The organism is Pedobacter sp. V48, from assembly GCF_000523515.1.
In the GTDB taxonomy this organism is placed as follows: Bacteria; Bacteroidota; Bacteroidia; order Sphingobacteriales; family Sphingobacteriaceae; genus Pedobacter.
On the sequence record NZ_AWRU01000034.1, the window covers coordinates 494,982 to 514,079 of the forward strand.

A 19,098-nucleotide genomic window follows, 5' to 3' on the forward strand; every position below is an offset into this window, starting at 1 on the left:
TTTTATTCAGCATGATGTAGCTTAACAACTAAACCATCCATAGCAGGGTTTAGTTGAAGCTGGCAGGCAAGTCTTGAGTTTGGAAGTACATCCGGTAAAGTATCAAGCATTGCATACTCGTCATCTGTCATTTCATTTAGCTTATCTTCTCCTTCAAGTACATCTACACAGCAGGTAGCGCATAAGGCCATGCCGCCGCAGGTTGCAAGAATATCATATTCGCAAGCTTTAAGGTACTCCATTAAGCTTAATCCCATATCTACAGGGGCCTCAAGAGTAGTTAAGCTGCCATCAGGGTTTTGTACGTGTAGGGTAATGTTATTGTCTTCCATGCTTAAAATTCTGATACGCCGTTTACAGTGGTGTATTTCATGGTGTATTTAACACCTGGGTTCATGTATTGGTATGCACTATGGCTCATTAACGCAGCTTCGTGGAATCCACAAAGAATCAGTTTTAATTTGTTAGTGTAAGTATTGATATCACCAATAGCATAAATGCCGGGTACGTTTGTTGAATAATCGTCGGTATTAACTTCTATAGCGCTTTTGTTGATGTTTAAGTTCCATTGCTCAATAGGGCCTAACTTAGGGCTTAAACCGAATAAAGGAATTAAATGATCTGCAGCTACTGCGGTAGTTTCTAAGCTCTTATTGTGAATAAGCTCTACAGTTTCCAGTTTTCCGTTTCCGGATACCGAATTTAGATTGCTGTTTAAAACAAGGTTTATGCGACCGCTTTCAGCTAATGCCATTACTTTGTTTACGGAATCTGGTGCGCCACGGAAGCTTTCGCTGCGGTGTACTAAAGTTAATTCATCTACGATGTCGGCTAAAAATATAGTCCAGTCAAGGGCAGAGTCACCACCACCTGCAATCACCATTTTCTGACCACGGTATTGCTCCGGATCAAGAATCATATAGTTTACACCTCTTCCGTTTTCGAATTGTTCTAAACCAGATACCGCCGGTTTACGAGGCTCAAAGCAACCTAAACCTCCGGCAATTACCACAACTTTAGATTCTATAATAGTACCCATGTTTGTAGTAAGCACAAAATCACCTTCTCCACGTTTCTCTAATCCTTCTATACGCTCGCCTAAAGTGAAACCAGGGTGGAAAGGTTTTCCCTGCTCCATTAGGTTATCTATAAGCTCCTGAGCCAATACTGTTGGGTAGCCCGGGATGTCGTATATAGGTTTTTTAGGATATATTTCAGACAATTGACCACCCACCTGCGGTAAATAATCAATTAAATGGCAGCGCATTTTTAATAGTCCTGCTTCAAAAATTGCAAATAAACCTACGGGTCCGGCGCCAATTATGGCTATATCAGTAGAAATCATGTGTTTAAAATTTGTGCGAATTTACAAACTTTTGTTATAATATCGATGCTATTTATAAATAATCTAGATACTCCGTAGAACTTATGACAACAAAGTGAGCTAATATTTTACTTATCTTTGTTTTATTGATGAATAAGAACATATATTTTGCCTCTGATTTTCATTTAGGCTCTCCGGATTTTTTTGAAAGTCGTAAGCGGGAAGATCGCATTCTTCATTGGTTAAACGCCATTGAGCCCACATGTAACGAACTTTTCCTGATGGGGGATGTTTTTGATTTCTGGTTTGAATATAGTACTGTGGTACCTAAAGGGTTTATTCGCCTGCAGGGGAAACTGGCCGCTATGACAGACGCAGGGATTAAGGTCTATTTTTTTAAGGGCAACCATGATATGTGGGTTAACGACTATTTCACAAAGGAAATGGGGATTGAAATTATAAGTGACGAACTTGTAATTGAAAGAAATGGGAAAAGGTTCTTTTTACATCATGGTGACGGACTAGGGCCCGGCGACCAAAAATATAAGATGCTGAGGAAAATCTTTAGAAATCCGGTTTGCCGCTGGCTCTTTTCAATGGTGCCACCTAGAATTGGAATGGGAATAGCAAACGGGTGGTCTAGAAGCAGCAGGGCAGCCAGTAGCAATGTGGAAGTTTTTGAAGGCATTGAAAATGAATGGCTGGCCATATATGCTAAAGAGCAAATGGTAAAACAGCATTACGATTTTTTTGTTTTTGGACATAGACACTTGCCTTTAGATCTGGATTTAGGTGGCGGAACTAAGTATGTGAACCTGGGCGAATGGATTACCTATAATTCATATGCTGTTTTTGATGGCGATGTGCTGAGCCTTAAATATTTTACTGATAAAAATTTATAGTGTCGTTAACTGAAAAAGCCGTATTTTTGCTGCCCGAATAAAAAATCGTTATCTGGATAAAAGATGCTGTTAACAAACAGGTTGTGTTATTTGTTGCTAACGGTACAATTATAAAGTTTCTGAAATAAAAGAATATGTTAGAGAAATTAGAAGCAATTAAACTGCGTTGGGAAGATGTTGAGGAGCAGTTAAGTAATCCTGATACCATGCAGGATATGAAGCGTTTTGCGGCTTTAAATAAAGAGTATAAAGATTTAGGTAAAATTGTAGAAGAGTATAAAGTCTACAAGAATGTAATGAGCAACATTGACGCAAATAAAGAAATCTTGAGTACCGAGAAAGATCCTGAAATGCGTGAGATGGCTAAAGAAGAGCTTGACTTGTTATTGGTACAACAGGAAGAACTAGAAGAGAAAGTTCGTTTGATGCTTATCCCTGTAGATCCCGAGGATGCAAAGAATGCCGTGTTTGAGATTAGAGGTGGTACCGGTGGTGATGAAGCGGCTTTGTTTGCCGGTGACTTATATAGAATGTATAGCCGTTTCTTTGAACAAAAGGGATGGAAAGTAGAAACAGTAGATGTAACCGAAGGTACTGCTGGTGGATACAAAGAGGTAATCTTGAAAGTAAGCGGAGAAGATGTTTATGGGCAGTTAAAGTATGAGTCGGGAGTACACAGGGTTCAACGTGTACCGGACACAGAAACTCAGGGACGTGTTCATACCTCGGCTGCATCCGTAGCTGTTTTGCCTGAAGCTGAGGAGATAGACCTTTACATTAATCCGGCAGATATTGATTTGCAAACCTCCAGATCTGGTGGTGCGGGTGGACAGAACGTAAATAAGGTTGAAACTAAGGTTCAGTTAACGCATAGGCCTTCCGGTATTGTAGTAGTTTGTCAGCAGGAACGTTCTCAGCTAGGAAACAGAGTTATTGCAATGGAGATGCTTCGTAGTAAGTTATACGATATTGAATTGCAGAAGAAGAATGGTGATATTGCTGCCAGACGTAAGACTATGGTTTCGACTGGTGACCGCTCAGCGAAGATCAGAACGTACAACTATCCGCAGGGAAGGGTAACGGATCACCGCATTGGTTTAACGCTTTATAACCTAAGTGGAGTGATGGATGGAGGTGTTCAGGAGCTAATTGATGCTTTACAATTTGCTGAGAATGCAGAGAAAATGAAAGAGGGATCTGTGATCTAAAAAATAATTCTCAGAGAATTAAGGAGTTATAACTATTTTAAAATAAATGTTGCAAAGTTAAATAAAGGCGCTATATTTGCAATCCCGAAACGAAACAACGAAACGAAAATAGGGAAAACGGACCGGTAGTTCAGCTGGTTAGAATGCCGCCCTGTCACGGCGGAGGTCGCGGGTTCGAGTCCCGTCCGGTCCGCTCAAAAGGTCTTAAAGACTAACGAAAGCCTGCAAATCATACGATAGCAGGCTTTTTTGTTTTCAAAAAGTCCCCGAATGGTTCATTTATTCTCCTCTGTAAAGGGAGAATTCGGTGAGTCACCCTGTCGGATGACATGACTCACCAGAATGGTTATAATTAATTGATTATCAACTACTTCAATCAATGAACGTCTTGATAGTTTAGTGTTGCAATGCTAATTTTGTTTACTTTTTAATCTGTAAAATGATGAAAAACAATGTTAGTACCCTCTTCTATTTGAAGAAACCAAAAAATTACACTTCTGGCCCGATGCCCATTTACTTGAGAATCACAGTTGATGGCCTCAGAACGGACTTTACTTCCGGTAAGAGTTGTGATCCTGCACGATGGAATGCAAAGGCCAACAGGATGACAGGCAATAAAGAGGAAGTGAAGACTTTTAACCATTATCTGTTTACTTTAGAGAAGCAGATAGATCAGATCCACACGGAATTGGTTATTGAGGGCAAGGATGTATCTGTTCAAACCATCAAAAACAAATATTTTGGGTTTGAGGAAACACCGCACAACCTGGTTGTAGCTTTTCAGGATCACAACGACAAGGTGGAAGCATTAATAGGTAAGGACTTTACCAAGGGCACCCTAACAAAGTACAACACTACCCTAAAACACATCAAATCTTTTCTAAAAGCCAGATATAAGGTTTCAGACCTGGCTGTTTCAAAGGTGGATTACCATTTCATTACTGAGTTTGATTTCTATTTAAGAGCTACCTGTAACTGTGCAAATAATGCCGCAGTCAAGCATCTGAAAAATCTGGGTAAGGTGATACGCATTTGTTTAGCAAACCGCTGGATCACCTTTGATCCTTTCGTTGGCCACCGTAACAAGATCAAAAAAGTAAACCGGGTCGTACTTGAACCGGATGAACTTTCAGAACTTTATAACAAAGAGTTTGCTATTGCAAGACTTCGGGTGGTAAGTGATGCTTTTTTATTCTGTTGCTATACGGGATTGAGTTTTATCGATGTTCGGGAACTGACTAAATCAGAAGTCAGGAAAGGGGTTGATGGAACCATGTGGATTTTAAAGAACAGGCACAAGACGAAAATTTCAACTCATATTCCGCTGCTTCCTATCGCAGCTGAAATATTGGAAAAATATGTGGAGCATCCACAGGTAGAGGATAGCGAACGGGTCTTGCCTATTGCCAGTAACCAGAAAATGAACGCMWRTMWMMARRAARTNGMASRCATATSYRRMAKMANWMRMASACMTNTRCNNKKCATMWWRMMANRSCWTACRTTTSMKANYRMCWGKYAYACNNTTGCNRAYRACNRTTMCWMTYGMMARTGWCAKYMMKATSSWRRGKSWYASCRAKATNCWGRRSSAYMCMGATWTMWGNAAMGAYSCNWGANNTAWGNAAAGWTGNNYYTGATAWGWMAGYKSKAWMKGAWANNTNSTCAGCNCTAAWNGNMMAWKTCKSAGCMWRMKKCNMAWRWMRGANCAAKCSWSTNMARWAWGACAANKYCANTCANNAWGAMAASSTSRWMANWASWWWRCCTNGWWATTANCWWWGMCNTSTTANNRKSMWAGAYATCWTANNRRGCNWAGAWMTSMYMRAWRRCNNGMAGMACNRCCMGRKRANWKGMARCMYRMYWSSKWAANRAAWSSTGAYTSMTTNMWRRTGGTRACNRMTTMTNGTGSTNWCASKTNKGWGYTYCAGGTNRRAGWTSMARRWSAANWGRTGNWAMMGAANTGGNTGWRYMKANMWKRMTGMKYATNGCRTAANTRCNKSAKGCSYANAAWACRRKWKGYYSWTWWMMYWMKKKRTWRWKTNNYSCTTCSKGMTNAAAKTGRYRCNTMCKSMTSANAAWTRMWAMTANKCAKSMTRWWYRCNNATRTCAGNGNCWGNYTMSCATSTMWKMSKYMGNNMSKRYMATCYAKWSSTYMRTWYGSKTRRTMYWKWGGNCAANANSCTTGGNATYTNNTGNGCNAAACCTKGSAKYWSANGNGCCAWWSYTNRKCARWWYAGSYCANYKGTTRANNARRTKAGCTNYWAMGNGWTRAAKRTKWKMWGYWAANGMGNTAWATWTKTKMAGNNNWTGCGWAYWYWTGTKSARYYRCNWAYTYANNTTRAASCWMTNKYWRTYANNAAGCNYATKYWKTMARKAAGMAMRWKWYTTMMWKWAKAAARAGNSKWSCKKYAKAWAMANRGGARMRGMAKAWWCACMRGWWWRKWWTRANNACCWGWTTSYYKWGRRYYTNNTTNCMGASGRWWWWWYWGNCNNAAAAMTTGYWRRASTNTSTNYKGAKTRYSTGMKGAWNNTACGTSAGGAAANGNNTAMGTNAGRARATRKATWWSWWKWWRAWANAKKYCAYTKTWWWWRSRSYRSYSTTTTTNYAKTGGCSKKKWWKMTKRRYKGYTTTYKKRGKYWAWMRKATAMWKCWYTCWWWWSKGMTMTNGAWTNKMKRSWAAAATRSAYSWYSYCKGNGMSGAAKNANYRWSYYCYMAACTSARGWRYKKGGTTATTCCTTCCAAGGTTGTGTATTTTTGTATAAATCATAGCCCTTATGAGTGAATTATATTTTTGCCCCCGAAAACAATTCAGCTTCTCCGCGAATACTTTCGATATTGGCACCTGGCATAAGCATTGGAGAAGAGACCAACTGAATCGCTTCGTTCTTAGAAAGATATTTCAGATAGGTGCAGGTCGCTTTCCTGACTTTTACTATTATCACCTGGAATATTACAGGGCGACTCAGAAAAATGCTGAGGAAAGCAAATTTCATAAATACCTGTTTGATGAAGCGAATGATGATCTAGAAAGGTTAAAAAAGCTTTCTATCTACAGCAAAAAAAATGCTGAGAATTTGGTCATGAAGGATACTTTGGTCTCCGTAATTGAGTTCTTGAAATCTATCGATCTGTGGAATTCTACTGAGACCGCCGATGCAACAATTGCTAAACAGCAAATCAAAATTACTGAACTGGAAAGCCAAAATAAGACGCTGGTGAATCTGCTCAAAGAATTCAAACAACTGGATACCAGCGACTACATCAATATCCGGGAAGGGTACCGCGATACATTGCTTGATTTAATGCTCCAAATGCAGGGACTGACGTTGCCCGATGGCAGAGAACTGGTATTTTCTCAAACACAGGCCGCCTGGACTAAAATGATCTGCAAGTTTTTCAGGGAGGACAACCAGGAAATTAAGCATGATACTATCCGCCGATATTTTCCCAGCGATAAACGTGATCCGGGTATAAAACATGCCCCCATTAAGGAAAAATTCAAGTTGTTCCATATCAAAATTTCGGGACGAAAGCCTTAGTCTTTCTGGTTAATTTCTATTGTTACCAGTTTGTTTGCGAGTCAATTAACGCTAATTGATTTTGCTGTTTTTTATCTTCAAAAATGACCATCCGAGTTCCTTTGGTCAAAAATACCCCTGATTAGTGCCGAGTTTTGGGTACCCAAGAAAGGAGGTAGTATGATTTAACACTAATCCGTTTAAATGCCGGCTCGGACAAAAGCAGGGACTCCCTGATTTTCTACCCATTTTGAACTTTGGTTTACCTGCATATTGCATGAGCCGAAAGATGGAATCAAACTTTATTTATCCCTACTAGGGATATTGGTAGCGAATGAAGATGCTACTTGCAATTTTAACTATAAAAAACAGAGAGCCTATGACAGCAATTGAAGTAATTACAAAGGAAGACCTTAAGGAATTTAAAAATGAACTCATCGGAGAGATCCGTTCGATACTTAACCCTGAACAGAACTTGGGGAAGAAATGGCTCAAAAGCCAAGAGGTACGAAAATTACTAGGCATTTCGGCCGGCACACTTCAAAATTTGCGAATTAACGGTACACTCCGCTATACAAGAGTTGGTTCAATTCTTTATTATAAAGTAGAGGATATTAATTTATTACTGGAAGGAGGATTAAAATGAGTATGCTAAATATTGAATCATCACCCTTAACAGGGTTTTTGCCGGTGCTTAAGAGAATGAGCAGAGACAATTCATTGCTTGCAACCCATATGAGTTTATTCACCGCCCTGTTTATTTGCTGGCAGCGCAATGCTTTCGTCAGTCCATTTATGGTGAATAGAAGGATGCTGATGACATATGCTAAGATTGCATCGGTAGCGACTTACCATAAGTGCATCCGCGAACTCAGAGAAAAGGAATATATCGGTTATAAGCCAAGTTATCATCCCCAGCTAGGAAGCCAGATTTGGTGGCTGGAACAATTCGATGACTCGGATGCTTCGCCACCATATATAACAAATGAATGAATGAACCAATGAAATGGTGAACCGACAGCAATATAGTTTAGCAGATTATGAGGGTTATGCGATATGCTTATTGTCCTTTTTTCCTTCAAAAAAAGGAGCGAGCGGAGGTTGGGCAAAGCCCTACCTTTCTCGCCCCACGCTATCGCTAGTGAGGTTTGAAGCACCCTCCAGGGGTGCTTGGGGTGCACTGAAGTGCAATAGGATGGGTTTTGTGCACCTCCCGGGAGGTGCATTATAGCTATATAGCTGCATATACAGATAATCAGCTATATAGCCAACCACTTTGCTAACTTATTATCTGGCAGTTTTTAATGAGGAACATTAGTATGAGTAACGATACATTAAGATCAATAAAATACTCTGAAGCTGAGGGTTTAAAGCTGGATAAGCTGTCCCTGAAATTGGGCAGGTCGAAGCGTCAGGTCTTCTTGCAAATGATAGATTATTTCTACAGGACCAAAAAAGACCCCCTTGACATCAATGATGATCTGCTGAAAACCACATTATTGAAACAGCACAAAGAGTACATAGGGTTTATTAAGGTTCAGGAAGCAGACTTGCTCATTCCTGCCAAGCGGGAAATGGAACGCATGACTGAATCCCAAAAAAAAGTGATAAACGGATTCAACGGTCTTTTGAAACAAAATGAAGTGATACCCAAATTGCTGAATCAGCAGAATCAGTATCTACATCAGTTGGAGGTTCAATACAAAAACATAGTAACTCAGCTTCATGAGAAGGAAAACCTAAAACGGCTGTTCCTGGATATTTTAGAAAGTTATGCCTCCGCCCGGGATAACGTTTCAAGTATTGGTTCCAGGAAGGAAAAGGAACAACTGCTGACCATAACCCGCAACCAGATCAAACGCCTATAATGATGTATACCAATATAACAGATAATAAACACGCAGATAACAAAGGAAGTAGCGGACAATTGGTGAATTACCTGGAGAAAGAAAACCGGTTATATATGGATCAAGATCCGGAGCGCTGGTTCAATCATTCAGGCCGGCATTATGAGCCTTATGAAGTTCGGAGCTCCATAGACAATAACATTGCCAAGCTCGGGAAAGATGATGCAAAGTTTTTTCTGGTCAATATCAGTCCCAGTCAAAAGGAACTGAAGCATTTGAAGGAAAAATATGGTGGACCTGGAATGTCTGAAATGCTCAAAAAATATACAGTTAACGTAATGGATGAATATGCCCGCAACTTTAACCGGCTTGGGATCAATAGCAGTAAGGATTTAGTTTGGTTTGCCAAATTGGAACATCACAGGTATTATGGGCACACAGACAAGGAAGTTAAGGATGGAACAAAAAAGCGTGGTGAGCTTAAGTTGGGAGACCAAATGCATATCCAGGTTATTGTAAGCAGAAAAGATTGGACCAATAAAATTAAGTTAAGCCCGATGAACAGTTCCCGGGGAAGAAACGTGGAGCACTCTAAAAAAATGGGACAGTTTGATCGCGTCGCATTCAAACAATGCGGTGAGACACTTTTTGATAAACAATTTGGATTTGAACGTGGGTTGATAGATACCATGGCTTATGCCAACATTCAAAAGAACGGAACCTTAGCGCAAAAAATTCAGCTGGACACTTTGGCTGCCGGGGAGCCACTAAATCATAATCCGAATAACATGATGCTTGAACTCGTGCAGGATGTATCTAAAGGAATGTTTGAAACCTCTGCAAATATGCTTGAAGCAGTGGGGTCAACGGTCGGCAAATTCCTGAATATCATGTTAGAGCCCGTTTACAATCCTGGGGTTTCCTCAGCTCCACAGGAACCGAAACGTAAAAAGAAGAAAAAGAAGGGGCAGGGCCAGGAGCCGTCCTACCAAATGAGAATGTGATTTTTAATAATAAAGGATGATAGATTATGTCACAAAACGAACTGAAAGAGATTCAAAGCAATTTGAAATTGCAGGGAGAAAGAATACGGGTACTGGAATCCAGGGTGCCCAACTATCCCAAATTAAGAGTGCCTGATTACAGCTATGATTTGCAGGCCGTCAAGCAAAGTGTAAACACTTTTTTGAATAGCAACCATCAAAAAWNTATGGATCAAAGTATGAGCGATATAAAGGAACTCGTATCAAGGATACCGCATGTCATTCCTATTCAGCATCATCATCACTTCGCAAAATTGACCAAGCGGGTGATCATCGTATTTCTCATACTGATTTTACTCCTGGCTTTTGCCAGCTGGCTGGCCTACTATTTCTATAACCACTAACTTATAACACTAACTTGATAAAGCATGAAAAATTCCATAAATTTGAGTGTACCAGATTTTATGCCATTGGCACTAAGCATCTATGTGGATGCGAAAGAGATTCCGCAGGGTGTCCTTGTTCTCTTATGTGATTGGCCAAGGCTGCGATCTGCCATTGATCCTAAAAGCCCATTTTATAAACTTATGGCCAATCTAACATTTGTCCCCTTTCATGAAAGATCCTTAAAGGAAAAATCAGAACTCCTGGAGGGCAAGATACGTGAAGCCGAAAAAGCAAACCTGGAAAACGGATCGTTTGTTACGTATAAGAATTCACTTTGTACAACGCCGGACCTTTTCATTAACGAGTACTCAGATCGGAAGGAATTGGTTAGTGTGGATGCCGGAACAGGTAGCATTCAGGTGGTTCGCAAACTGAATTAAATGAGACCTTTACAGTTGTATGTTTTGTGCGGCCCCAATGGGGCTGGCAAATCGACCCTGTCTGAAACATTTGTTCCACCTGGGACGGACATCTTTGATGGAGATAAAGAAATGGCAATACTAAAACACCAATACCCCATGACCGACAGTGGTACCTTATACGAAGCTGCAAATGGTATAGTGTTTCAAACGCGAAAAGAGAAAGCCATCACTACCTCAAGTGATTTTGCACTTGAGACTAATTTCAGAACAAAAGAAGTAATGGAAACCGTAAATCAGTTTAGAGAATTGGGATATGAAACCAGAATGATCTTTATTGGGTTACCCTCTGTTGAAGCATCTATAAATAGGGTTGATTTGAGAGTCAAAGCCGGAGGACACTTTGTCGATGCGGAAAATGTGAGTAATAATTTCAACGGAGGGCTAAACAATCTGGTTTGTTTTTACGATCAGTTTGATTCGGTAGATATACTGGAAAGTACAATTGGTCAGCATGAGCCTTTTAAAATGGCTTCTTTGATGACTATCAAAAACGGGATTATTACTGCGATGGCAGAGAAACTGCCGGATTGGGTGATGAAAATCCCCGAGGATATTGAAATGAAACAACAAAAGAGAATCCAGGATCAAATCAATCTGGAGCGCGAGAAACAGGAAGAACTGAGGAAAAGCCAGGAACGCGATAACGGTTTCAGCAGGGGAATAGGGAGGTAGTCCGGTATAACAATAGATTTACGGAGGTTCTATTGGGGTAAAAGCCGCGCAAAAGCAATTCCATTTTCACCGCATCCGCAAAGCTAGCCCTCGCCGGATTAAAATGTCAAGGATATACAAGCGGGCAGCCCCATCCTTCGGTCCGGCCTGCTGCCCGTCCTTGACATTTTACCCGGCTCCGCGCTCTCGGGTGCTTAAGCGGTAAAATGGATCGGAATGTTCATATTTTTGCTAAAACGCCTGGTCCAAAGCAAAGTATCATAAACAGTCCACCATTTGAGTTCCCCGGACCAGTATCGGGGTTGGTCAATATATAGATTTCATCTGCCGCGTCTTCTCCGGAGCAGTCAAATATTAGACCTTCAGTGTTCCTCGCTTTTTTACCGACATCTTATCGATAGAAAACTTACCGGCCCCTGTTAACATCAAAGAAACCAGTCCGGCGATATATAGTAGGTTGATCTCATATCCGGGCGGACCGAACAAAGGGCCCAGCGCATTCAGTCCTATGGTTTTAACCGAACTGAATCCGTAATTCATCTGAATACTGAACATCGCCAGGAGCATCGTGCAGATCAGGGGAATGGCCGTAATTTGTACTGCAAATCCGACAAATATCCCAAATCCACCGGCAAGTTCGATTATGGACGCTGCCCAGGACATGAAAGCTGGAAATGGGACCCCTATGAAGTTCAGTAATTTTTCGAATCCCGCAGGTGAGCCGTTACTTAGTTTAGCCCAACCGTGAGCCATAAAGCCGAATCCAATAATTAAACGCAGGAACAGGGGAGCCCATTGCTCCTGTCTCTTGAGCATTGAAAAAAAATAATTAGTCATTTGATAATTTGAAAAAAGTTTAAAGTTAGATCGATCTGGTCATCTTTTTAGGAATGACCACTTGTTGCCGGGTAACGGCTTTTTCAACTCAAAAAATATCTCAAATCAATAAGGCTCGGTTCCCTAAATAAATTGGAACATGGTAAACATGAACATTACGAAATAATGCGTCTGCTCGTGTTTTCCCATCCAGGTCAGGGTAAACGGGGTTAAAAAAGAAGGATGTCAGCAGAAAACTGCCTATATAAGGTATCAGAGACCCTGATTTCAATTCCCGTATTTCCAGTATCAGATTTTCCTTAGCCTGCAGGCCCTGACAACCTACGGGTTTAAACTGTTTTTTTTGTTCAGAGCTATGACTGCTGACGTGGTGTGTTCGTTTTAGCAGATTCTGGAAACTTTGCCTCAAGGGGCAATTACCCAACAAAAGAAAGGTTGCGATTAGCAGGAGAACTCCCGCTCGTCCCGGATTTACACCGTATCTTTCTTTAAGGTTCAATATCTGCATCACTAAATCAATTGTTACCTAGCTTTTGGTCAATGCGTTGTTGCAGGTCCTTTTTAAATCCCTCATCCAGCTTCAGTTCAGTTTTATCCTGGTGAAACAGCTGTCTGGCCATCTGGTTGATCACCGCACTTTGCTGCATGAACGTTACGCAAATGGAACATCCGGTAAGATGGATCTTTAGTTCTAGCTTCTCTTTAAGCGTAATTTTTCCGATTTGCTGCTTCTCGATAAGATAGGTCGCTTTTTTGCAATTGTAGGTTATTTTCTTTAACTCTGCTGCGTCTGGCTTTTTCATAGGTCTCAATTAATCCAGTTCTTTTGAAGACAAGATCTAAGGTTCACCTTTGTCCTGTGTATAATTACCCAAAAGTTCGAAGCACTTACTTTTAGTTCCCTGCAAATTATTTCTGTTGATTCTTCATCAATATGTTTCATCGTGAACACGGACATCCACAAAGAGGGCAATTTTTTCATACACGCTTGTAATATCCTCTGGAATTCTTTGTTTTCGAGTGCATCGGACTGCTCTATCCCTAATTTAGCCGGCCTGTGCTGATCGTTCCAGTGACCATCATCATGATCAAAAAAATCAGTATCCTCACCATCGACCAGCTCCATCTGTTTTAAAAATCCAGACGATCTGGAACGGTATACATCAACTATTTTATTCTTTAAGATGGAGGTTAGCCAGGTTTTCTCAGTACTTCTTGCTTCAAATTTGTCCTTACGTTCTAATGCGGCCAAAAAAGTTTCTTGTACAAGGTCTCTTGCCATTTCCTGATCATTAGTACGAAGGGACGCGTAATTATACAGGTAATCCGCATATTGATCCACCCAATTGTGCGGATCAAATGCTTTGTTTCCCATGTTTTTGATTGTTGACTCGTCTGTTTGCATAAGTGAATTTAACATACAATATCTTAAAGTTTGACACAGCTTAGTCGGACCTGACCTCAATTCCTTACAATTTTTTTATTCTATTTTAAGAGCACCGTTCTGTTGTCCAAAACGGCGCAATAAATATTGGCCTAATGAATCGTTACCCTCACGAAATCTTTGATAGCAGGTAAGGTGGTAAAAGGGTTTGGGTTCGGTACAGCAGAGATCGGCTTGCTCTCAGCGAGCGGCGTCCCGGCCAGATTGAACTGCGTAATTCCTGCGCCAGGAAACTGGTCTATTGCCGTTCCATTGTCATATAAGCCGATACTTGCCGATAAATCGCCTTTGGTCAGCGGATCGATTCCTTCAACTCCGGTGGCAAAGAACCAGTCGTTAGAAAACCCGTACATCGTCGCTATCGCTAAGCGATCGCCTTTTTTCGTTGAAATTTTCTGTAAGACTACGCCACCGGCCTGCTCTGCAATTTTTGGAAGCAATACAGTGGAGTTTGCAGCGGCTAGCACGTATACGGCTTTGATTCCGTTTTTCCCTTTTAGAAAAGTAGCCAGTAAGGATGCGTCTCCTCTCTGGGCAAGTTCTTTCAGACCCTGATTCCTGTCATTCTCACCAAGCTTATAAAGCGGGTTATCTATCCCATTGTACACTACCACTAGTACCGGAGACAGGGGCGTGAATATTCCGGTATTGTTACTCAGATAAGTATATAAGGGTTCATTATTTCCCGTTTCTGCTATCGAACTGAGTCCGTTCGCCGTAGGAGCGTCCTTTGTAAACAAAGGTGCGGGACTGAGCAGGTTACCGCCGGCAATATATGAAACAGCCCAAACGCCAGGACTCAAGGGAGTCTCATTAGCCGTCCCGCCTGATGTATTCTGAAGTGTTAGGGTAAATCTGGAGTTACCATCATATTTGAGTGAGGCTTTTATGAGTTTTGATGCCTCTAGATAGGGGTTCCCCTGCGCATCGGCTCCGATTACTTCAGTTATTGGTTTGTTGTCCTGAATTCCCGGATGGGTAACCAGGGTACCAGGCTTTTGGTTGATCCGGGTTCCGTTGTCCCACAATTTTACCTTTTCGGAAACATCCCCTTCAATGGGTTTGCCCTGAGTGTCGTAAACCGGGAAACCTGGGTTGTCCGGCGCAAAAAATAGATCATTGGATGCTCCGTACATTGTCGCAAATGTCAGCGCTTCGCCTTTTGCCGCTGAAAATTGAATGGTCACAGATTGGCCCGGCAAGATCAGCGGGGTTCCTGTCCCCTGAAATGTCCCTGACTCTACAAGTGGCTTAGACTGCAGTACATTCTGCACCGTGATCGTTGATTCTTCTGCGATATCATCGGCCGGCACCATATTGTCTTTTTTACAGGCCAGGAAAGATAAAGGAAGCAGAACAGCTGCACTTAAAGAGATGATTTTGCTAGTTTTCATATGTTTTGTTTTTCTGTTTGGTCGGCAACGGATAGAATTCCTTACAAGATTTTTAAAAAAATTAACTGCTGCCAGAAATCCGAAGAACAGGCTATTGCTCAGATATTTTTTTGTAAGGATAAGCGGGTATTTCCGACTAAGCGATAAAAAGAAATATGAAAACACGATTGAAAGGTAATGCCTTATTGAAAAATTTGTCGATTGCCCTGGTGCTTACCGGAAATTTTCTAGTAAGCAGCACCGCATTAGCAGTACCCTTAACTAAAGATAAGCACCAAATAAGAATTCAGGATACACTGAAAATGGTTGCGGGTGTTCCTTTAAAGCCCCAGGACATTAGTCCCCTGCTGGCCGGGGAGCAGATGCCTGTATTGCGGTTACCCAAAGCCACGGGGGAAATGATGGACTTAAACCTCCATGTCGCTCAAAGCCCTACAATCCTGGTCTTTTACCGGGGAGGATGGTGCCCTTACTGCTCAAAACAGCTTTCAGCCCTTCAGGAGATTGAAAAAGACCTGGTGGATATGGGTTATCAAATCTTTGCCATCAGCACGGATTCCCCGGACAACCTGGCAAAGACGATGGCCAAAGAGAAGCTCTCCTATACCCTCTTGTCTGATGCCGACCTGAATGCTGCCAAACGTTTCGGTATTGCTTTTAAAGGCCCGAAAAGTTATGATAGCTTTCTACCACAGGCCTCCGGAGGAAAGAATGTTGACAAGCTGCTGCCGGTGCCATCGGTTTTTATTTTAAATAAAAAAGGGATGATACTTTTCGAATACATCAACCCAAATATTACGCAAAGATTAAGTGGGAAATTGCTGAAGGCAGCGGCAAGTGCCTTGCGTGAAGAAATATAAACAGCTTGAGATGAAGGGAAAAATAATTCGGAAAACTGCCATGCACACAGTGCTGGCAGCAGCGATACTGATACTATGTTCATTTGCGGGAGCAAAATTACTGCGTCATTCACAAAACGCTGCATCCCAGGATGGGGTAGCAAAGAACGGGCATATAGCTTTCATCGAGGATTCTTTAGCCATTGCCATAGAAAAAGCGAAGTCTGAACAGAAGTTCATTTTTGTGGATGCCTATGCCAAATGGTGCGGGCCTTGTAAAAAGCTAAAAAGCACCACCTTCAAAAACAAACAGGCCGCTGACTTATTCAACAAGAATTTCATAAACCTTTCTATGGATATGGAAAAAGATGATGGGATAAAACTAGCCGGGCAATGGGAGATCAATGAATATCCGGCCTTATTGATCCTGGATACCAAAGGTCAAATCATTCTTCGCGCTGTAGGATATCTCGACGCAGATCAGCTGATCAATTTTGGACGGCAGGCATTAAAGAAAAAACTGTAAGGACCTTTAGACACCATATAAACCATTTAATTATCATGCAAAACGGCACTTTAAAAACTCAAAACTTTCTTTTAAAATCCGGAACTATCAGTCTCCGTTATGGGCTGGTTATCATCCTGGTATGGATCGGATTGTTAAAATTTACAGCTTACGAAGCTGAAAGCATTTATCCCCTGGCTCAGCACAGTCCCTTATTTTCCTGGATGCTGAGCTTTTTAAATCAGCGCACATTTTCAAATCTGATAGGCATTATTGAAGTTTCCGCTGGCATCTTGATCGCCCTCCGTTCCTACGTGCGCAGACTTTCAGCTATCGGAAGTATGATCAGCGTGTTGACTTTTTTGGTAACACTGAGCTTTCTGGTTTCCACTCCCGGAATTCTGCAGCAAGGGATGAGCTTCCCTTTTATATCAGGCATGCCGGGCCAGTTTCTGATAAAGGATCTGGTGCTTCTGGGAGCGTCTGTGTGGACCGCCGGGGAGGCAATGGCAGCCAGTAATGTGAAACGGAAAAGGTAGTATTCGATCATGACAACTGACAGTTGTCATTTTGCCTACTCAAAAAGGGTTACCTTTCGGGTCTTCAGGTATTTATAATTATACAAAACCTATAATCTAAACTAAATTATTATGAAAAATGCAGTCAAATTTGGCTTTTTAGCCCTTGCGATTTCTTTATCAGTTGCAGCTTGTTCTTCGGAGAAAAAAGGAGATTCTACTATGGCTGACACCTCTATGAGCGTTATGGACACGATGTCTACTGATTCAGCGGCAATGGATACCATGGCTACTGATACTATGATGAAAGACACCATGAAAAAGTAATTTTAGCCTGACCAGCTATCAAGAGCCTGCACCTTTTGTGGCGGGCTTTTTTTGTATGCTAATCGCTTATCAGGTCTTCCCCTATAGGCAGTTGAACACATTTATCATTAATTTAACATCCTTTTTTTTATTTCCTCGTATCTGCTTATGAAAAACAAAACATCTATCTATGAAAAACATTTTTTTATCTATTGTTGCCTTAGTAGCTATGGCTTTTACGACTCAAACTTACGCGCAGAAAAATCCAATGGTTGGCGGGGCAGCCATGTACGCTTCTAAAGACATCGTAGACAATGCGGTCAATTCTAAAGACCATACTACCCTGGTTGCTGCCGTTAAAGCCGCTGGGCTCGTTGAAACCCTGAAAGACAAAGGCCCTTTCACTGTTTTCGCGCCAACAAACGCTGCTTTTGACAAACTGCCAGCAGGAACTGTGGACATGGTGCTAAAACCTGAAAACAAAGCTACCCTTACCAAGATCCTGACTTATCATGTGGTGGCAGGTAAAATGGATTCAAAGGCCATTGCCAAAGCGATTAAAATGGGTGGTGGTAAATCAGAACTCACTACTGTTGCCGGAGGCAAGCTATGGGCCTGGATGGAAGGCGACAAACTAATGCTCAACGACGAAAAAGGTGGAATGGCCACAGTAACGATTGCTGACGTCATGCAGAAAAATGGGGTGATCCATGTGATCGATACCGTATTGATGCCAAACTAATTGGCTTAAGGAGAGGGTAATTGAAGCCGGTTGCCATGGAGCACCGGCTTTTTTTGTTGCCGGAAACCAAATCCAGTTAACTCCTGCAGGTTGTTTCTTTTTGATGGTGTTTTTAACGATATCTCAAGCAAAGGCAGACTTGATTTGTTATCAAATTGTTAACTGTTACTGATGATCGCAATACAATTACCAAATTATACCGAGCTTCAAGTCCCTGTCATCTCACTCAGAATTGCTGAAGACGAACTGGTCCGCGGCATTCAAAGAAAGTGCGAGATCCAGTTTAAGCTACTCTACAAGATGTATGCCCCGGCATTAATGGGAATTATATCGAGGATTGTTAGGTCTGATGTAGCTGCTGAAGATGTACTTCAGGAAACCTTTCTGAAAATCTGGAGTTCCATAGATGGCTACGATTCCTCACGAGGTAGGCTGTTTACCTGGATGGCAGCGACGGCACGACATAAATCTATCGATTATTTAAGAAGCAGGTCACAGATTAATGAAAGTAAAAACCAGCACATTGAGGATTTCTCTCCTGAACTGGACAACAATTACCAGGTTGCCCTGAATCCGGATACTATAGGTATTAAGCAACTTACAAATACGCTTCATCCTTCTGAAAAGGAACTCCTGGATCTCATCTACTTTCAGGGTTATACCCAATCGGAAGCTGCTGCGAGGCTGGAGATGCCGTTGGGTACGGTAAAGACAAAATTAAGGCGGGCAATCAATTCACTTCGTGAATACTTTTAGCCCGCCCCGGGGTTAATAATTTTAGGCGGCCATTTTACGGCATTCTTCCGCACAGGATTTACATATCCTGGCGCATTCCTGACAATGCGATGTTTGATGCTTTCCGCATTCGGCTCCGCAGGTATCACATAGTTCAGCACATATCGCGCAAAGTTTTTTTGCCTGATCACTGCCCATACTCATCAGCTGGGCTGAAGCATAACAAACCGCCGCACACTGCATATCCAGCTCAATACAGCCGGCCATCATTTTAATGTCTTCTTCCTTGGTGCAGGAAGCAGCACAGTGATTACACACCGCCGCACATTCCAAACATGCGTCGATGCAAGATTTCCAATCATGATATCCCATAATTTCTAACTTTTGTTCATTTAAAGAACAATGGCTTACGATGCAGGTTTTAAAAAAATGAATTTCTAGACCAATGCATAGTCAGCT

At 41.7% G+C, this 19,098-nt stretch carries 22 protein-coding genes, 1 tRNA gene and 1 pseudogene; 17 read left to right on the forward strand and 7 right to left on the reverse strand.

Translation table 11 applies throughout. The features are described 5' to 3' along the window. Positions 1 to 2: 2 nt before the first annotated feature. Both N824_RS27630 and N824_RS27635 read right to left on the reverse strand, forming a co-directional pair. Positions 3 to 332 carry a 2Fe-2S iron-sulfur cluster-binding protein gene (locus tag N824_RS27630; protein WP_048908304.1) on the reverse strand — a complete coding sequence of 110 codons (330 nt, stop codon included), beginning with the start codon at positions 330 to 332 and terminating at the stop codon, positions 3 to 5. A gap of 2 nt (positions 333 to 334) precedes the next feature. Next, positions 335 to 1,345, reverse strand: coding sequence for an NAD(P)/FAD-dependent oxidoreductase (locus N824_RS27635; RefSeq protein WP_048908305.1), 1,011 nt, complete (start codon positions 1,343 to 1,345; stop codon positions 335 to 337). A 128-nt stretch (positions 1,346 to 1,473) separates the two neighbouring features. On the opposite strand from N824_RS27635, the gene N824_RS27640 reads away from it, so the two are divergent. The 11 genes and pseudogenes from N824_RS27640 to N824_RS27695 all read left to right on the forward strand — a co-directional run bounded on the left by N824_RS27640 (position 1,474) and on the right by N824_RS27695 (position 11,319). Next, the gene (locus N824_RS27640; protein WP_048908306.1) at positions 1,474 to 2,226 is read left to right on the forward strand and encodes a UDP-2,3-diacylglucosamine diphosphatase; all 753 of its coding nucleotides are present in this window, start codon (positions 1,474 to 1,476) and stop codon (positions 2,224 to 2,226) included. A gap of 134 nt (positions 2,227 to 2,360) precedes the next feature. Further along, positions 2,361 to 3,434, forward strand: coding sequence for a peptide chain release factor 1 (prfA, locus tag N824_RS27645; RefSeq protein ID WP_048908307.1), 1,074 nt, complete (start codon positions 2,361 to 2,363; stop codon positions 3,432 to 3,434). 119 nt (positions 3,435 to 3,553) lie between these two features. Continuing rightward, positions 3,554 to 3,627, forward strand: a tRNA-Asp gene (locus N824_RS27650). 249 nt (positions 3,628 to 3,876) lie between these two features. Continuing rightward, a pseudogene (locus N824_RS39380) lies at positions 3,877 to 5,103 on the forward strand (site-specific integrase). A 1,101-nt stretch (positions 5,104 to 6,204) separates the two neighbouring features. Next, on the forward strand, positions 6,205 to 6,969 hold the full coding sequence (locus N824_RS27660) for a hypothetical protein (RefSeq protein ID WP_048908309.1): 765 nt from the start codon (positions 6,205 to 6,207) through the stop codon (positions 6,967 to 6,969). A gap of 358 nt (positions 6,970 to 7,327) precedes the next feature. After that, positions 7,328 to 7,594, forward strand: coding sequence for a helix-turn-helix domain-containing protein (locus tag N824_RS27665; protein WP_048908388.1), 267 nt, complete (start codon positions 7,328 to 7,330; stop codon positions 7,592 to 7,594). Between the two features lie 44 nt (positions 7,595 to 7,638). Further along, a complete protein-coding gene (locus N824_RS27670; RefSeq protein WP_235207340.1) occupies positions 7,639 to 7,941 on the forward strand; it encodes a hypothetical protein in 303 nt (100 codons plus the stop codon). A gap of 326 nt (positions 7,942 to 8,267) precedes the next feature. Then, the gene (locus tag N824_RS27675; protein ID WP_152542475.1) at positions 8,268 to 8,816 is read left to right on the forward strand and encodes a BfmA/BtgA family mobilization protein; all 549 of its coding nucleotides are present in this window, start codon (positions 8,268 to 8,270) and stop codon (positions 8,814 to 8,816) included. After that, positions 8,816 to 9,799 (forward strand): DUF5712 family protein, encoded by a 984-nt coding sequence (locus tag N824_RS27680; protein WP_306413944.1) that lies wholly within the window; start codon positions 8,816 to 8,818, stop codon positions 9,797 to 9,799. Before N824_RS27675 ends, N824_RS27680 begins: the two co-directional genes overlap by 1 nt. A 407-nt stretch (positions 9,800 to 10,206) precedes the next feature. Next, positions 10,207 to 10,605: a hypothetical protein gene (locus tag N824_RS27690; protein ID WP_048908313.1), complete on the forward strand. Its 399-nt coding sequence runs from the start codon at positions 10,207 to 10,209 to the stop codon at positions 10,603 to 10,605. Next, entirely contained in the window at positions 10,606 to 11,319 is a 714-nt protein-coding gene (locus N824_RS27695; protein ID WP_048908314.1) for an AAA family ATPase, read from the forward strand. Positions 11,320 to 11,673: 354 nt separating this feature from the next. On the opposite strand, the gene N824_RS27700 is transcribed toward N824_RS27695, so the two are convergent. From N824_RS27700 to N824_RS27720, 4 genes are all read right to left on the reverse strand, one after another. Beyond that, positions 11,674 to 12,156 (reverse strand): DoxX family protein, encoded by a 483-nt coding sequence (locus N824_RS27700; protein WP_048908315.1) that lies wholly within the window; start codon positions 12,154 to 12,156, stop codon positions 11,674 to 11,676. A gap of 515 nt (positions 12,157 to 12,671) precedes the next feature. Further along, the gene (locus N824_RS27710; RefSeq protein WP_048908317.1) at positions 12,672 to 12,959 is read right to left on the reverse strand and encodes a hypothetical protein; all 288 of its coding nucleotides are present in this window, start codon (positions 12,957 to 12,959) and stop codon (positions 12,672 to 12,674) included. A 5-nt stretch (positions 12,960 to 12,964) separates the two neighbouring features. Continuing rightward, the gene (locus N824_RS27715; RefSeq protein WP_235207334.1) at positions 12,965 to 13,576 is read right to left on the reverse strand and encodes a sigma-70 family RNA polymerase sigma factor; all 612 of its coding nucleotides are present in this window, start codon (positions 13,574 to 13,576) and stop codon (positions 12,965 to 12,967) included. A 116-nt stretch (positions 13,577 to 13,692) separates the two neighbouring features. Next, positions 13,693 to 14,994: a spondin domain-containing protein gene (locus N824_RS27720; RefSeq protein ID WP_048908319.1), complete on the reverse strand. Its 1,302-nt coding sequence runs from the start codon at positions 14,992 to 14,994 to the stop codon at positions 13,693 to 13,695. Positions 14,995 to 15,149: 155 nt separating this feature from the next. Here N824_RS27720 and N824_RS27725 point away from each other — a divergent pair, with 155 nt between their 5' ends. From N824_RS27725 to N824_RS27750, 6 genes are all read left to right on the forward strand, one after another. Further along, positions 15,150 to 15,854: a peroxiredoxin-like family protein gene (locus tag N824_RS27725; RefSeq protein WP_052334280.1), complete on the forward strand. Its 705-nt coding sequence runs from the start codon at positions 15,150 to 15,152 to the stop codon at positions 15,852 to 15,854. 10 nt (positions 15,855 to 15,864) lie between these two features. Next, entirely contained in the window at positions 15,865 to 16,359 is a 495-nt protein-coding gene (locus N824_RS27730; RefSeq protein ID WP_152542476.1) for a thioredoxin family protein, read from the forward strand. A 35-nt stretch (positions 16,360 to 16,394) separates the two neighbouring features. Further along, positions 16,395 to 16,877: a YkgB family protein gene (locus N824_RS27735; protein ID WP_048908321.1), complete on the forward strand. Its 483-nt coding sequence runs from the start codon at positions 16,395 to 16,397 to the stop codon at positions 16,875 to 16,877. Positions 16,878 to 16,988: 111 nt separating this feature from the next. Then, positions 16,989 to 17,183, forward strand: a complete 195-nt coding sequence (locus N824_RS27740) for a hypothetical protein (protein ID WP_048908322.1) — start codon at positions 16,989 to 16,991, stop codon at positions 17,181 to 17,183. A 169-nt stretch (positions 17,184 to 17,352) separates the two neighbouring features. After that, positions 17,353 to 17,904 carry a fasciclin domain-containing protein gene (locus tag N824_RS27745; protein ID WP_048908323.1) on the forward strand — a complete coding sequence of 184 codons (552 nt, stop codon included), beginning with the start codon at positions 17,353 to 17,355 and terminating at the stop codon, positions 17,902 to 17,904. A 171-nt stretch (positions 17,905 to 18,075) separates the two neighbouring features. Then, complete coding sequence (locus N824_RS27750; RefSeq protein ID WP_048908324.1) at positions 18,076 to 18,660, forward strand: RNA polymerase sigma factor; 585 nt, start codon at positions 18,076 to 18,078, stop codon at positions 18,658 to 18,660. A 21-nt stretch (positions 18,661 to 18,681) separates the two neighbouring features. Here the strand turns inward: N824_RS27750 and N824_RS30010 are convergent, their stop codons facing one another. Beyond that, complete coding sequence (locus tag N824_RS30010; protein WP_084498474.1) at positions 18,682 to 19,011, reverse strand: four-helix bundle copper-binding protein; 330 nt, start codon at positions 19,009 to 19,011, stop codon at positions 18,682 to 18,684. Between the last annotated feature and the right edge of the window lie 87 nt (positions 19,012 to 19,098).